Raw genomic sequence first — 14,210 nt, forward strand, 5'->3', positions numbered from 1 at the left:
ATAAAAATAGACGCAACAAGATGTTTTCCTTAATTCCTGATGTTAATCAAAAGTGGTTAATCAACCAGTTTATCGGGCCAGCCATAGTTATCAATGTAATTTACTAAGTTTTGAGGCCGGTAACGGTCGTCATTTAACCAACGGGTTTTAACCGATTGATGGATCTGTATTAGCGAAAGCTCAGACTTAAGTGCGGGCTCAAGTACAGGGGCTACTTCACGGTAAAAACGCTTTTTGATCCGATAAAAACTGCGATACGAATCTTCAATATCGGCCATAGGGTTAGGCAACAATGTATCAGCTAAGTGCAATTCTACCGTTAAATCAAATGCCATTGCTTGGCTAATCATCCACTGCAATCCAATGTCCGACAAGCTACTACCGTCTGAATTGGGCGCAACACTACCACCAATATTACTGTGGGCGCCAGCAAACCACACTTGCTTAATATCAATGCCACTTCGGGGTTGCCAAAGTGTCGGTTCAAAGTCGCTGCGATGTTCATCAAGCGCCAGCGCGTGGCGCGCCACCTTTACATTACGGCCAAGTTTAGTGTCGTAAAACTCGTCTTTGTCTTCAAACAGGCCTAAAAAAGACAGCGGGATCCCCATGGCTCCTAATGTGTCCCACACGCCAACAAACGCTACATCACGTGATGGATGAGAATGCTGCTGACGAAACTGCAGCGAACGTTCACCATCTGGAGCGAAGGGTTTAGTTTTCATTTTATAGTGGTCAAAGGCTTGCTGGATAAGCTTGGCATCTGGCCGAGTAACAATACCGCAATTGTTAATTAGGCCACACAAACAACGCACAGTGTATGCACCACGGCTAAATCCAAACAAATATATTTGGTCACCGGGGGAATAGTTTTGCACTATGTAACGATAGGCATCCATAATGTTTTTATGCAGCCCTCGCCCCGTCGCGCCGCCAATTATCGAGTCATAGTAGGAACCAATTCCCCAATCGTAAAACACCTGCTGGGGCACACCATCATCGGCAATGGGTTTGATGGCTCTGGCGAGTTTAAGCACATTAGTGGCGTGATCTTTTTCAAGATCTTTTTCTGGCCGATTCCAGGTGCCGTCGGCACAAATGACAATACGTTTATTCATATCAATCCCTGACATTATCTATGTGAACATTCATAAAAATTATTATAGCCATAATAGACTAAATGCCTATTTTCACCATCGTCAAAATAACCAATACTCGAAAGCTCACTTAATCTATTCGAGTAACTGACCATGCTAACAGCAGAACAAAGTGTGTTAATAATTGTGGACGTACAAGGTAAGCTCGCCCAAGTTATGCAGCAATCGGCCCCGCTACACCAAAAACTTGCGATATTAATTCAAGGTGCACAACTATTTGATATCCCCATTATTTGGTTAGAACAATTACCCGATAAATTAGGCCCTACTAGCGAAGAACTCTCACAATTGCTGTCGCAAACCACACAGCCCATTGCTAAAAAGCATTTTAGTGGCTGGCACTGTGAAGAAGTAAAACAACAGCTTAACTCATTAAAACGTCACAACGTGATCCTAGCCGGTATTGAAACCCATGTTTGCGTTTACCAAACCTGCCAAGACTTATTGGCTAACGACTATCAAGTGCATCTTGTCGCCGATGCGATGTCATCTCGGGGTACAGACAATAAAGTACTTGGAGTGCAAATGATGCTCAATGATGGCGCTAAACTTACCAATGTCGAATCACTGCTATTTGAACTACAGCATGTTGCCCAAGGCGATCGCTTTAAGGCCTTACTGAAATTGATAAAGTAGCCATAGGTTGCCAGTGTGGGTATGATGTTAAAATAAATATAACAATAACATCATACTGCTATGCACCCATTTGATCGGCCCATTATTATTTTATCCGCGCCCCGTTCTGGCAGTACCCTGTTGTTCGAGGTGTTATCAAAAAGCCAGTCAATATTCACTATTGGTGGGGAGAGCCATGCGCTGATTGAAACCATTCCTAAACTGAATGTTGCCTACCGTCAATTTAGTTCTAATGCCTTAACGGAACAAGATATTGATGCCGATTTACGTCAGCAATTATTGCACCGTTTTAGCGATGCGCTGCAAGATAACCAAGGCCATAAGCCCGAAAAAAATAGCGATGCGAGTATTCGTTTTTTAGAGAAAACTCCCAAGAATAGCTTACGAGTCGATTTTTTTAATACGTTATTTCCTGACGCCTTGTTTATCTACCTCGTCAGAGAACCCAAAGAAAATATTAGCAGTATTATGCAAGCTTGGCGGTCGAATAAGTTTGTCACTTACCCCAACTTACCGGGGTGGGACAAACACAATTGGTCACTGTTATTGCCTGAAAAATGGCAACAGTTAAATCAGCAACCATTGCAGGCTATCGCCGCATTTCAATGGCAAGCGGCTAATGAAGCGATTATGGATTCATTGCAAAAGATCGACAGCAATCGCTGGTGCATGGTGTCTTATGATCAATTAATTGCCAACCCTGCGAAAACCGTTAAGCAACTCTGTCAATTTACCGGTACGGATTTCGACCCAGCTTTAGCGCAATTATGCAGTAAGCCATTAGCGCATTCTCGCTACACCATATCGACACCCAAACCCAATAAGTGGCTCGAAAACTATCATGACATTGCCAAAATTTGGCCGAGTACTTCTACGACACTGAACAAAATCAATCATCATTTACAGGAACGCGGTCATCCAATATATGACACTCAATGGCAGCAACACGACATTGCTGAGCCAACCGTGCCATTAGCAAAACCGCAAGCCGCACCATTAACAAAGCCATTAACAAAAGACGCTATCTATAATAATGTGGCTCGTAACAGTCCCTGCCCTTGTGGGTCTGGCAAACGATTTAAACAATGCCATGGTGCGTTAAGCTAAACAGCAGAGAGCCAAATTATGAAGTTACCCCATGAGTTTTATCAGTTACCTTTTAGCTTTGATGTTGCTCAATTAACCAAAGAGATCGAGCAATTTACCGAATCAGATTGGGTGACTCATCATGAAGGTTTTCAAGGCAATTCTGCCATTCCGTTAATCTCGGTCAACGGCGAATTTAATAATGACTTTAAAGGGCCAATGAAGCCCACATTGGCGCTAGATAAAAGCCCTTACATCAAACAAATATTAGCCTCATTTGGCGAAGTACTCAGTCGTTCACGCTTAATGCGTTTAGCCCCTGGCGCACAAGTACCACTGCATTCAGACATCAATTATCATTGGTATAAACGCGTTCGCGTGCACATTCCTATTACCACCACCGAGCAAGTACAGTTTTTTTGTCATGACAAACAAGTCCACATGGGTGCGGGTGAGTGTTGGATTTTCGACTCGTGGAAACATCACAAAGTGGAAAATAACAGTGACCAGTATCGAGTGCACTTAGTGATAGACCTTGCTGGTTCAAGCCAATTTTGGCGCACTGTTTTTCAACACTCGCGCTCAATCGTAGACGATCAATCAACCGCATTAAGCAGTCAATTCGTCGGCTTTAACCCAAACTCACCAGCAACATTCATCACTGAGCAATTTAATTCCCCGCTGATCATGCCTGCGGCAGAGGTTGAATATTTAACCAATGAGCTGTTAACTGAAATTAATCACAATGCCCAAAACACAACTGAAGAAGTGAGTGCATTTAGGTTGCTGATGGCTGAGTTTGTTGCCGATTGGCGGGTGTTATGGCTGCAATTTGAGTGTACTAAAGCCGGTTGGGCGCATTATCATGCCCTGCGCCAGCAAACCATGGTCAAAGCCTCACAATGCGCTAAGTCGCTGCAACTAATGCATTCGGGCTCGGCGATAAAAGCCTTCGAACAATTGGTTGTCGTGGCGTGTATGAATATTGAACTAAGCGAACAATATCAAGGTAGCAACAAATCGGCAGCCGCGACACCTAACGTCGTCGCCAAAAGTGGCGTTGGTAAAAATCACCCCGCTAAAGCGGCGACGGCAACAACCGCCAGTCCTATCGCGGCACCACAATCACGCAACAGTCCTTGCCCATGCGGCAGCGGCGAACGCTATAAAGCCTGCCACGGTAAAGTGAGTTAGCATTAATGCTAATCAGATAAAATGGCGCCTTATTGGCGCCATTTTATTAACCAAAAAATTGCTGCGATGCTTTTTTGGCAATCGCATCAAGTTGCGCAATTTCCGCCGCAATAAAAGGCTGGTACTTAGCAGCCTGACCAATAGCCTTAGGGTTCATAGGCTGCCTAACCTGACTGGCACTGGGCGTTAATACGGCGCGATCTGACTCATAAAAAGTAAAGCATTGCGCCTGAGTAGTTAAGCCACAATAGTCCAGCATGCGCTGAATTTGCGAGTCTGGTTCACGCACCAGTTGCTCAAAACACACATGTAATATCTCGTTCGGGTACAGTTTGTCCCAATGCGCCATGATGTCTAAATAATGCTGCCAGTAACTGGTTATTCCCGTAAACGAATACGAATAATCGTGACCAAAACTGAAAAACTGCTTAAACACGCTCAAACCATTGTCGACCGTGTTACGCACCACGTTAATGATTTTTGCTTGGGGAAATAAGCTTTTAATGAGGCCAATATGCAAAAAATTATTCGGATTTTTATCAATCACATAAGTCGGTGCCTCGGTAAAATAATGATCCACTTCGGTTAAATAACGTTGGCGGAACTGCATAATCTCATTAGCAGAAAGCTGGCTTAATTGAGATTGATAACCGCCCGACATGTCCATTTGTAGCGCAAATCGCTCCATAAATGGTAACTCATCGGTAGCACCTACCTCACTATGACAGGCTAAAATCTGTTCAACCAAAGTGGTGCCAGAACGCGGCATACCGACAATAAAAATGGGCGTTTGGCCAGTTGTCGGTAAACTATCAATATGTGGCGACGGAGTATGTCCAAGTAAAGACAACACAATTTTAGCGAACAAAGGCTGCTTAAATGGCCGATAAACCGCCATAATTTGATTGGCTAATAACATCGACTCACAGGCTTTATCGATTTGCTGATGTTGTTCATAGGCTTTACACAAGGCGAAATAAACTAACGCCTGATTTTGCTTACTGAGCGACGCGTCCGAAGCAAAGTTTTGTAATAACGCTAAATCATTAGCGCTAAATCGATACTGCTTTAAATCAGCTAAGCTCCAATAGCCAACACCGACTTGCTTTGGGCTTAATTGAATATACTGATGATAAAAATTAGCCGCGCGCTCAGTATCACCTTTCGCTTTATAAATATGACCTAAATTGAGCTGCACCGCTGGCTCTGAAAAATCGTGTTCCACACACCATTCAAAACTGTGTTCAGCTAATGCCATATCGGCCACTTTAGTCGCGACTAGCCCCAGTTTATAACGGTATTGGCCGACCTGTGGTTGCAGATTAATTAACTGTTCTAAATAGCCTTTAGCCGAGAAAAAGTCTTGTTTCACTTCAGCTATAGCCAGTAACCCCGTCAACACTGAAACCGTATGAGGTTCAATCGATACAGCGCTAACAAAATAGCTTTCGGCTTGGGCATATTGTTGCTGCTGTAAATGAATGTGGCCTAATAATGCTAGGGCGCCAACGTGCCTATCATCACGCTTAACCACTTTACGAGCATATATTCTGGCCGACGAATAATTTTTAGATTTAAACAGCGATTCCGCTTGGCTCAAATATTGATTAATAATACTCAAACGAGGGTCCTTTTCTTATTATTAGTTTATGAGTCCCAATAACATTAACATAAAATACCGCTATTTCTGACTAGGGCATCAGCGCATATTGAACGAAATAATCAACTTAAGCGTACAATGACTACATGCGTTCCCCATTTACGCGACACAAGTGAGTGATGATGAAAAATAATGAAGCCAAAGTGCCAACTAGCCGTTTATCTCGATTATCAAAAATGGGTGGGCTGGCTTCACGCCTAGCGGGTAACGTCCTGTTTGAAGGCGCAAAACAGTTTAGCCAAGGCAAATCACCATCAATGCAACAACTGATGATGACCCCAACCAACATTGGCCATGTAGCAGACAAGTTGTCACAGCTGCGCGGCGCCGCGATGAAAGTGGGTCAAATGTTGTCAATGGATGCGGGCGATCTCGTGCCTCCCGAGTTAGCAGACATATTCGCAAAACTGCGTTCAGACGCTAAAGCTATGCCACATAAGCAATTAACCCATTTATTAGTTGAGCATTGGGGCCCAGACTGGCTTGCTCCGTTTGCTCAATTTGAATTACGCCCATTTGCCGCGGCCTCTATTGGCCAAGTGCATTTAGCCTATTTAGAGACTGGCGAAAAACTGGCAATCAAAATTCAATACCCAGGTATTCGAGACAGTATCGACAGCGATATCGACAACGTTGCCACATTATTAAAAGTCTCACGCCTAATTCCGGCAAACGTTAAACTCGATACCTTATTGGCTGAAGCTAAAGCACAGCTGCATAACGAAGCAGATTATCACTTCGAAGCACAACAAATAGCACTTTATCAGCAGCAATTGGCCGACGACCCAAGCTTTATTGTGCCCAAGGTGTATAAGCAACTCAGTAATGACAGTATTTTGTGCATGCAGTTTGTCGAAGGGGTGGCCATTGAGTCATTAGCACAATCACCACAAGAGGTGCGGGATCAAATTGCTACCACGCTAATGGCCTTGTGCTTTAAAGAGCTATTTGAATTTAAATTAGTCCAGTCTGATCCTAACTTTGCCAATTTCCAGTATCAAAAAGATACTCAAAAAATCGTTCTATTCGACTTTGGCGCTACGCGAGCGATCAGTGATACGTTATCAGATGGCTACCTAGAGCTCATGCTAGGAGCCGCTGATGGAGACAAGACTAAAATGACCGCTGCAGCCAAGCAAATTGGCTTTTTTCAAGATCAAATTGATCCCGCCCAGCAACAATTAATTATTGATATTTTCTATCAAGCTTGCGAGCCACTTCGCTTTGACGGGGATTACGACTTTGGCGCAAGTGATTTGGCTAAAAGGATCACTCAGGCAGGTAAAGTCATGAGTACCCAACAAAATGAATGGCACACACCACCAACCGATGCTATTTTTATACATCGAAAATTGGCAGGTATGTATTTATTAGCCGCCAAACTCAAGGCCAACATTAATATACGCACCCTGTTTAATCAGGTTATCAACAGTAAAAATAAATAAGTAAAATAGATAAATTAAATTGGTGTTTATTCACCCCACAAGGAGAGTCACAATGTTCAGCCACATCATGCTTGGTGCCAATGATATCGAAAAATCAAAAGCCTTTTACGACGCTACACTAGGCGAACTCGGCATTAAACCAGGGGGAATTGATCCTAAAGGCCGTTGTTTTTATATGACTAGCAGCGGTATTTTTGCGTTAACAAAACCATTAAACGGTGAACCCGCTTGTAACGGTAATGGCAGCACCATAGGTTTTCATGCTGATAATGCAGAACAAGCCAATGCTTGGCATGCCGCTGGCATTGCCAGTGGTGGTGAAGCTTGCGAAGATGCTCCAGGTGTTCGCGACAGTCCAAATGGTCCATTGTACCTAGCTTACTTACGCGACCCGTCTGGTAACAAAGTCTGTGTATTGCACAGACCAAAGGCATAATCGTCGTTATTGATAACAACTTCTGTCATCAATAACTATGCCCTAATATAGGTGAAACCAGTACGGTTTCACCTATATTGATATTTCAATAATGCATCATTTAATCCTCCACTTGTCATCCACTTCACGTAACCAATTTCATCTAAGCCGATGGTTATAATAGTGACTTCCCAATGCTATCCATTATCCACAAATTCAGTGATACACTTTGACGCCTATTCTCTTCAACTAACCTTCAACTGAACTTCAACTGAGTACCATTATGTTTTCACGAATTTTGATATTACTAATCGGTTTTGTGTATTGTACGCCACCCGTGATGAGCGCAGACTCATCAGGCCAATTGACCATTACACCGATAACCAGCATTGCTTTGGTTAAGGCCAATCAAGCTCAATCGGCACAAATCCAACTCTTTGAATATCAGTCGTATTTTAAAACTGACGATTTTGGTTTAGTCGATGCTAATGGCTTAGTAGTTGTTGAAGGCAAAGATGCGTATTTAATTGATACCCCATGGAGCGAGAAAGACACTCTTGCCTTGGTGGATTGGATAAAACAGCAAGGGTTTGTACTCAAAGCCAGTATTTCAACGCATTCACATGCCGACCGCACGGCTGGCATTAATTACTTAAACAGTATTGGGGTTAGCACTCACGTATCTGCAATGACTCAGAAAATACTGGCTAAACAAGATCAAGCACTCGCAAATCAGCCGTTTAATGGTAACTCGTTTACCCTAGCCAATGGTTTACTCGAAGCTCGATATTTAGGGGCTGGGCATACGGTAGATAACATTGTGGTGTGGATCCCCAAGGCACAATTATTATTTGGCGGCTGTTTAGTTAAAAGCGCCCGCAGTAGGAGTATGGGCTACATTGCTGAGTCGTCGTTATCCGACTGGCCGGTGACGATTAGTAAGGTTAAAGCGGCATTCACTGATGCTGAAGTTGTTGTGCCTGGACATGGGGCGATTGGGAATGTTGAGTTGCTTGATCATACTCAAGGGTTGGTGAAGGATTATCTGACGAAGTCTGCTCAATAGTGACTGAACTGTGGTTTATGCTGTTCATCTTACAATAAAGAGGAAAAACATTAACACTTTCGATAAGCATCTGTTGTGAATGAATTAACCAATGTCGTGTTGATATTGTCAATGATGTTCAGTACATCACCATAATATTCCTCTTATCCATATGGGTAAGATGCCAATGAGTAACCTTGTACCTCAACAGCTAAACTCAGATCTTGCGGGCAAGATACCAGAATGCTTTTAGCACATGGCTGCGCGAAAAAGGCCATATAAGCTTCACGTAAAATCAATTTGTTGAATAATAAAAAAGGAGCCTAATCATAGGCTCCTTAGTTAATTTAATGCATCAATATCTTAAGCAATATTAACGTTTAAAATTATGGTATTTCTCGATACCTGAGCTTCGTCCTTCAGCATGACAAGTTGCACATGCCTCACTTGCGTTTAACTTATACCATTCAGTAGCAGGTACATCTTCAGTAGTAGTACCTCCATTTTGAACCATGTGATTGAGTGCGCTTTCATCAGTATGACAAGCAAAACAGTTAGCTGTGATTGGGCTAGCCATCTTGTCATTTACACCATAAGCACGTGCTTTAATGAATTGATTTGGAACCGCATTTAAATCAACAACACCACTATCATGGCACGCTACACAGCTGGTCTGCGGTGCAATAACACTTGCCGCGTTAGATACTTCTTTACCATCTGCATCTAAGCTTTTGCTACCAACACCCCAATGCATGCTATGGACCATTGGGCCAAAGCCTGGTGATGAGTAACCTGCACGACGGTCTTGACCATTGTTATGACAAGCGACACAACCTAAACCACCTTCAGCGAAGTTGCCGTTTTTGTGAAAGTTACCAAGGCTGTTATGACAAGTAGTACATGATTCAGTGCCCACATTGTGACGACGATCGTAGTCAGCTACTGACTCATCAATCTGTGATGCAACATCCGTGTATCCATGTATAGTCACAACGTCAGATTCAGCGCCCATAAAGTCTTTAGCGGTAAAGCTGACACGTAATGATGCCATCAAGCCCGCATCAGGCCATGCTGATAGGTCTGGAGTTGAACCGACGGTATGTGGATTGCCATGACCTGCAGATTGTGCATAACACATAGTCTTGCGACCTTCTGTGTCATAGCTGTAATCATAAGCATCAGAAATACGACCAATAACACTGTTTTTATACACTCCGTGCAAGTATGAACCTACATAGTTAACTGGCTTGTCTGGGTTATGAGTCGTTTGTGACTCGTCGAACAAATCATGTATATTAACTAAGGTTTCAGCTCCTGTTGCGGCGTCAACTTCGAATAATGACAGCGTGGTACACCATTGGCCAGCGTCACCAGAATCTGGGAACCATGCCGGTGCGGTACCAGTAACCTTGTAGGTATCAGTGAGCGCTTTATTAGAAGTGATAGCACTTTTTGCTTCATGTAACTTACGTAAGTCAGAACCGTTGCCTGGAAGGATATCACCAGGAATACCACCCGTGTCATGACAGTCGGTACAGCCAGGGCCCGCAACATTAATGTTTATCGTAGGTTCTGCATGACAAGAACTACAGTTCATCACGCTAAAGCCTGTCTCGAACTCTTGGTGATTGATATGACCAATTTTAGAGAGTGTATTTCCAGCGTAACCGCCGACAGAGAATCCCTCTGCATTAACAGCTTCTCGACTAACAGAGCCGTGACACGTCAAGCAACCTTCAACGAAAGTGACTTCACCATCCATGCCTTGAGCGACATAGCTGGCATGACGATTAGGGCTGGTCGAGTAGTCAATGTGACAAGAATAACAAGCTTCGGTTGTGGTCGACATTGACCCTTCTGGCTTGTTAACCACCAATGGGGTTGAGCTTGCGATGCCGGTTGCAGAGTTACCGCCAACACGCAGCCAAACGATACCTTCGGTTCCCACATCAACCCCTTTCAAAGGAAGCACGAATTCATAGTGCCCATCTTCTATTTGAGTGAGTGTAGCCCCTTCAGTATCTGGACTTCTGGAAGACTCCATGTTTACTCCACCGTAACCGCCAATATGCACGTTGTCTTCGACTCCGTTGATTGGGCTTTCGGTGCGGTTGTTGATAAAGCCTTTGTCTGTTAATGCTGCGACTTTACCTTCAGCTTTCATTAGACCGTTAACAAGTTCACCATTTTCGTTAGTGACTTCAAACTCGTAACTGATTGTACCTTCACCGAAAGTATAGTTAATCACGTTAACATTTGTTGCTATTGAGTTGGTTACAACAGCTGGAGTCCAAGACTCTCCGGGAATACCGGGTTGTCCATCGACACCATCAACGCCATCAACGCCATTAGCACCATCGTCACCACCACAACCCACTAAAGAGCCAGCCAGCATAGCAGCGATCAGATAAGCTATTTTTTTTGATTTAAAAAATTCCATCATAATTCTCCGTTTGATCTAAAACGCAAAGATGATTTCGTTATCAGCCTAGTTATTGGGAAATAACAGGTTTTTACCGTTCATTCTTGGACTATCAGATTCAAGTTATATTTATTATTTGAGCTTTGACCAAGATTGATATCTGCTCGCCGTCAGTTTACGGTTAAAGCTTTGTTAGTTATTTGAACATATTCACAACAAGTGTTATCAATTAGGATGTACATCACAATTTGGAAAACAATCTCAATAATGATGGGTTAGCATCTTTTAAAAAGCGTAATACAAAAAACAACTTACCCCATAAGCGTCGAATACAACGATTCACCAAGTTCCCCATATAAACACACATAATCAGCTGATTAATTGCTGTGATAATTGTTAGTCCATAAAGGTGCACCAAACGGTGCAACGAGGTAAAATAGCTGCCCTTTGGTGTAGTGAGTGTGTTTTGATGTCTGTTAACGACCCGTGTTTTATTCCTTTTAATGATGCGATGGCTTTCAATAACACGCTTGCCGAACAAGGGTTACCTGCATCTTTTACCTTCCCGTTTTATTATCAACCTCACCCATTGACGATTCTAGCTGCACAGCAATTGCAGCTGGAGTTGCTTGAGGCGAATCCTTGGCAACATAACTTTGGCTTAGACAGCGTAAACGATCGCGGTATGGTGATTGGTAAGATGTTTGGCGTGTTGGTGGTAAAAACAGCCCAAGGTCAAATCGGTTTTTTAGCAGCTTTTTCGGGTAAATTAGCCGACAAAAATATCTTGCCACCGTTTGTGCCACCAGTATTTGACATGCTAACCCAAGACAGTTTTTTTAGTGCCGAGAATAAACAGATTAATCAAATTAATCTGTCGATTAGTCAGCAACAAGCCAATCCATTACTGGCGACGCTAACCGCGAAATTACATCAGCAACAACAGCAATCTGCCACCGAACTTGAGCAGCAACGCGGTTTAATTGTGGCAAGTCGCAAACAACGAAAAATAGAGCGTGAGCAAGCAGATTCGGCATTAGCGCTATCAAACATAAGTGCCGATGAGTATAAAAGATTGTCGATTGAGTTAAGCCGTCAAAGCGTGCAGCAAAAGCACCAGCTTAACGGGTTAAAGCAACAATGGCAGATTCTAATAGACGCGACACAATCACAACTCGGTAGCCTGCAACAACAGATTAAGCAGCTTAAATATCAGCGTAAACAACTGTCTAATGGCTTACAAAAAAAGCTATTTGCCCAGTATCAATTTTTAAATACCTTAGGTGAAGCGCGAGATTTAAACGATATTTTTAATGATGCTCCCAATCATTTACCGCCCGCTGGGGCTGGCGAATGTGCTGCACCTAAGTTGCTGCAATATGCGTTTAGCCATCAATTAACCCCCATTGCCATGGCGGAGTTTTGGTGGGGGTCATCACCTAAATCTGAAATCAAACAACATCAAAACTACTACCCTGCTTGCCACGGAAAATGCCGCCCGATTTTGACTCATATGTTAACAGGCATGCAGGTTGATGATGACCCATTACTGATTAATCCAGGTAAAGACTTACCGATTGATATTATTTATCAAGATGAGGCGATGGCCATTATTAATAAACCCGCTGAACTGTTATCGGTTCCGGGTAAAAACATTACCGACTCGGTATTTAGCCGCATGCAGCAACAATATCCTACTGCAACCGGGCCATTAATTGTCCATCGCCTCGATATGTCGACCTCTGGTTTAATGGTAATAGCGCTCACCAAAGAGGCCAATAAAGCCCTGCAACAGCAGTTTATTCAGCGCGTTGTCACCAAACGTTATATTGCCCTCATTGAAGGTGCGCCGGACCAAGATGAGGGCGACATTAGCTTGCCGCTTAGGGTTGATTTAGACGACAGGCCGAAGCAACTCGTGTGCTATGAATACGGTAAGCATGCCGAGACATTTTGGCAGGTGTATCAACGTCAAGGAAAACGCACTTTACTGCATTTGTATCCTAAAACAGGTCGCACGCACCAGTTGCGCATCCATTGCGCTCATCATGACGGATTGCACATGCCGATTGTGGGCGATGATTTATACGGGGTTGTCGCTAATAGACTGCATTTGCACGCCCAGTATTTAGGCTTAAATCACCCGGTGAGCGGCGAAGCAATGGTGTTTGAAGTAAAAGCCGATTTTGAATAATGGCTTAACAGCAAAGCGCTTTAGTTTATTGCCCACAGCACTAAGCGCACAGCATTAGGCCAAAGCACTAAGCTAAAGCATTAAAAACAGCAAACCGATATTGGGTCAGCAATATCGGTTTTCATTGTTAACTCGCGTTGATGATGACTTACGCTAACTAGAACTGGCGAGGCTGCTCTTCTAAATGCATTTGCTCAACCAAACCTTGACCGGTTCGTTGCTGATACTGAGATTCAGCTTGCTGCATTCTAGTGCGACCGTTGGTGAGCATATTTTGACCTTGTTCAATGGAACTCTGGCCTTCTGCTAGGTTGGTATTACCGTCTTCGATAAGTTCTTTACCGTCTGCATACATGTCGTCGGCATCTTCCCAAAGATCGGCAATATCATCTAATCGTTCAACTAATACCAGTGCTCGTGCGCCATTTTGAGCACCGTTTAACGTGCTCGCCATCAATTGAAATGCAACACGGTGTTGTTGTGCGGCTTCTTTGGCAACGATAATCAGCTTTTCTCCTTCACGGATTTTCGTATTACCTTTACCGATCAAATTCCGGCCATCAACTAACAAGCTGCTGCCATTTTTAACGTCTTTTTGACCTTGTTCCCATTGCTGGGACAAGTCGAGGTGTTGCTCACCTTCAGCTTTCACTTTGGATGCAAAATTATTTTGCGTTGCTGCACATCCAGACAGGCAAACAACACTCACAACCAACAAACTACACAGCACAGCTCTCATGTAAACGCCTCTTTAAATGTGGTGGAGAAAGCGGCACAATTAGATAACCTAGTCACTAAAATAGCAAGTACTGAGACGGATTAAATTTGGTTAATAAAGAGTTAATTGAATAGCGCTGATCGCCTCTAGAGATAGATAAACGTAACGTTTGTTCTCTCTAATATAGAACCACTCTCCGTTAAACGTAACAGACGCTACACACCAATTATATTGCCCC

11 protein-coding genes are annotated in these 14,210 nt (G+C 43.4%); 7 read left to right on the forward strand and 4 right to left on the reverse strand.

The genetic code is table 11. The features are described 5' to 3' along the window. Nucleotides 1-56: 56 nt before the first annotated feature. The gene (locus CXF80_RS09250) at nucleotides 57-1,118 is read right to left on the reverse strand and encodes a DUF2235 domain-containing protein (protein ID WP_101032600.1); all 1,062 of its coding nucleotides are present in this window, start codon (nucleotides 1,116-1,118) and stop codon (nucleotides 57-59) included. A gap of 132 nt (nucleotides 1,119-1,250) precedes the next feature. On the opposite strand from CXF80_RS09250, the gene CXF80_RS09255 reads away from it, so the two are divergent. Genes CXF80_RS09255 through CXF80_RS09265 form a run of 3 tightly spaced genes read left to right on the forward strand, consistent with a single transcriptional unit; the run spans nucleotide 1,251 to nucleotide 4,073 of the window. Continuing rightward, nucleotides 1,251-1,793: a hydrolase gene (locus tag CXF80_RS09255; RefSeq protein WP_101032601.1), complete on the forward strand. Its 543-nt coding sequence runs from the start codon at nucleotides 1,251-1,253 to the stop codon at nucleotides 1,791-1,793. A 60-nt stretch (nucleotides 1,794-1,853) separates the two neighbouring features. Beyond that, the gene (locus CXF80_RS09260) at nucleotides 1,854-2,900 is read left to right on the forward strand and encodes a sulfotransferase family protein (protein WP_101032602.1); all 1,047 of its coding nucleotides are present in this window, start codon (nucleotides 1,854-1,856) and stop codon (nucleotides 2,898-2,900) included. A gap of 18 nt (nucleotides 2,901-2,918) precedes the next feature. Then, nucleotides 2,919-4,073 (forward strand): aspartyl/asparaginyl beta-hydroxylase domain-containing protein, encoded by a 1,155-nt coding sequence (locus CXF80_RS09265; RefSeq protein ID WP_101032603.1) that lies wholly within the window; start codon nucleotides 2,919-2,921, stop codon nucleotides 4,071-4,073. Nucleotides 4,074-4,119: 46 nt separating this feature from the next. On the opposite strand, the gene CXF80_RS09270 is transcribed toward CXF80_RS09265, so the two are convergent. Further along, on the reverse strand, nucleotides 4,120-5,694 hold the full coding sequence (locus tag CXF80_RS09270; protein WP_101032604.1) for a tetratricopeptide repeat-containing sulfotransferase family protein: 1,575 nt from the start codon (nucleotides 5,692-5,694) through the stop codon (nucleotides 4,120-4,122). 161 nt (nucleotides 5,695-5,855) lie between these two features. Between CXF80_RS09270 and CXF80_RS09275 the strand changes: the two genes are divergently transcribed. From CXF80_RS09275 to bla, 3 genes are all read left to right on the forward strand, one after another. Beyond that, a complete protein-coding gene (locus tag CXF80_RS09275; RefSeq protein ID WP_101032605.1) occupies nucleotides 5,856-7,178 on the forward strand; it encodes an ABC1 kinase family protein in 1,323 nt (440 codons plus the stop codon). Between the two features lie 52 nt (nucleotides 7,179-7,230). Further along, nucleotides 7,231-7,614 carry a VOC family protein gene (locus CXF80_RS09280; RefSeq protein ID WP_101032606.1) on the forward strand — a complete coding sequence of 128 codons (384 nt, stop codon included), beginning with the start codon at nucleotides 7,231-7,233 and terminating at the stop codon, nucleotides 7,612-7,614. A 262-nt stretch (nucleotides 7,615-7,876) separates the two neighbouring features. Continuing rightward, the gene (gene bla, locus CXF80_RS09285) at nucleotides 7,877-8,659 is read left to right on the forward strand and encodes a subclass B1 metallo-beta-lactamase (RefSeq protein ID WP_101032607.1); all 783 of its coding nucleotides are present in this window, start codon (nucleotides 7,877-7,879) and stop codon (nucleotides 8,657-8,659) included. Nucleotides 8,660-9,011: 352 nt separating this feature from the next. Here the strand turns inward: bla and CXF80_RS09290 are convergent, their stop codons facing one another. After that, a complete protein-coding gene (locus CXF80_RS09290; RefSeq protein WP_101032608.1) occupies nucleotides 9,012-11,078 on the reverse strand; it encodes a multiheme c-type cytochrome in 2,067 nt (688 codons plus the stop codon). A 451-nt stretch (nucleotides 11,079-11,529) separates the two neighbouring features. Between CXF80_RS09290 and CXF80_RS09295 the strand changes: the two genes are divergently transcribed. Then, nucleotides 11,530-13,254, forward strand: a complete 1,725-nt coding sequence (locus CXF80_RS09295) for an RluA family pseudouridine synthase (RefSeq protein WP_101032609.1) — start codon at nucleotides 11,530-11,532, stop codon at nucleotides 13,252-13,254. A gap of 157 nt (nucleotides 13,255-13,411) precedes the next feature. On the opposite strand, the gene CXF80_RS09300 is transcribed toward CXF80_RS09295, so the two are convergent. Next, nucleotides 13,412-13,993 carry a hypothetical protein gene (locus CXF80_RS09300; RefSeq protein ID WP_101032610.1) on the reverse strand — a complete coding sequence of 194 codons (582 nt, stop codon included), beginning with the start codon at nucleotides 13,991-13,993 and terminating at the stop codon, nucleotides 13,412-13,414. Nucleotides 13,994-14,210: the final 217 nt, after the last annotated feature.

Source organism: Shewanella sp. Actino-trap-3 (assembly GCF_002836275.1).
In the GTDB taxonomy this organism is placed as follows: Bacteria; Pseudomonadota; Gammaproteobacteria; order Enterobacterales; family Shewanellaceae; genus Shewanella; species Shewanella psychromarinicola.

What these genes read in the sequence shown, in the direction of transcription:
- CXF80_RS09265 (WP_101032603.1), top strand. Translation starts at nt 2,919, where the DNA reads ATGAAGTTACCCCATGAGTTTTATCAGTTACCTTTTAGCTTTGATGTT.
- CXF80_RS09280 (WP_101032606.1), top strand. Translation starts at nt 7,231, where the DNA reads ATGTTCAGCCACATCATGCTTGGTGCCAATGATATCGAAAAATCAAAA.
- CXF80_RS09260 (WP_101032602.1), top strand. Translation starts at nt 1,854, where the DNA reads ATGCACCCATTTGATCGGCCCATTATTATTTTATCCGCGCCCCGTTCT.
- CXF80_RS09275 (WP_101032605.1), top strand. Translation starts at nt 5,856, where the DNA reads ATGAAAAATAATGAAGCCAAAGTGCCAACTAGCCGTTTATCTCGATTA.
- CXF80_RS09250 (WP_101032600.1), bottom strand. Translation starts at nt 1,118, where the DNA reads ATGAATAAACGTATTGTCATTTGTGCCGACGGCACCTGGAATCGGCCA.
- CXF80_RS09290 (WP_101032608.1), bottom strand. Translation starts at nt 11,078, where the DNA reads ATGGAATTTTTTAAATCAAAAAAAATAGCTTATCTGATCGCTGCTATG.
- CXF80_RS09300 (WP_101032610.1), bottom strand. Translation starts at nt 13,993, where the DNA reads ATGAGAGCTGTGCTGTGTAGTTTGTTGGTTGTGAGTGTTGTTTGCCTG.
- CXF80_RS09255 (WP_101032601.1), top strand. Translation starts at nt 1,251, where the DNA reads ATGCTAACAGCAGAACAAAGTGTGTTAATAATTGTGGACGTACAAGGT.
- CXF80_RS09295 (WP_101032609.1), top strand. Translation starts at nt 11,530, where the DNA reads ATGTCTGTTAACGACCCGTGTTTTATTCCTTTTAATGATGCGATGGCT.
- bla (WP_101032607.1), top strand. Translation starts at nt 7,877, where the DNA reads ATGTTTTCACGAATTTTGATATTACTAATCGGTTTTGTGTATTGTACG.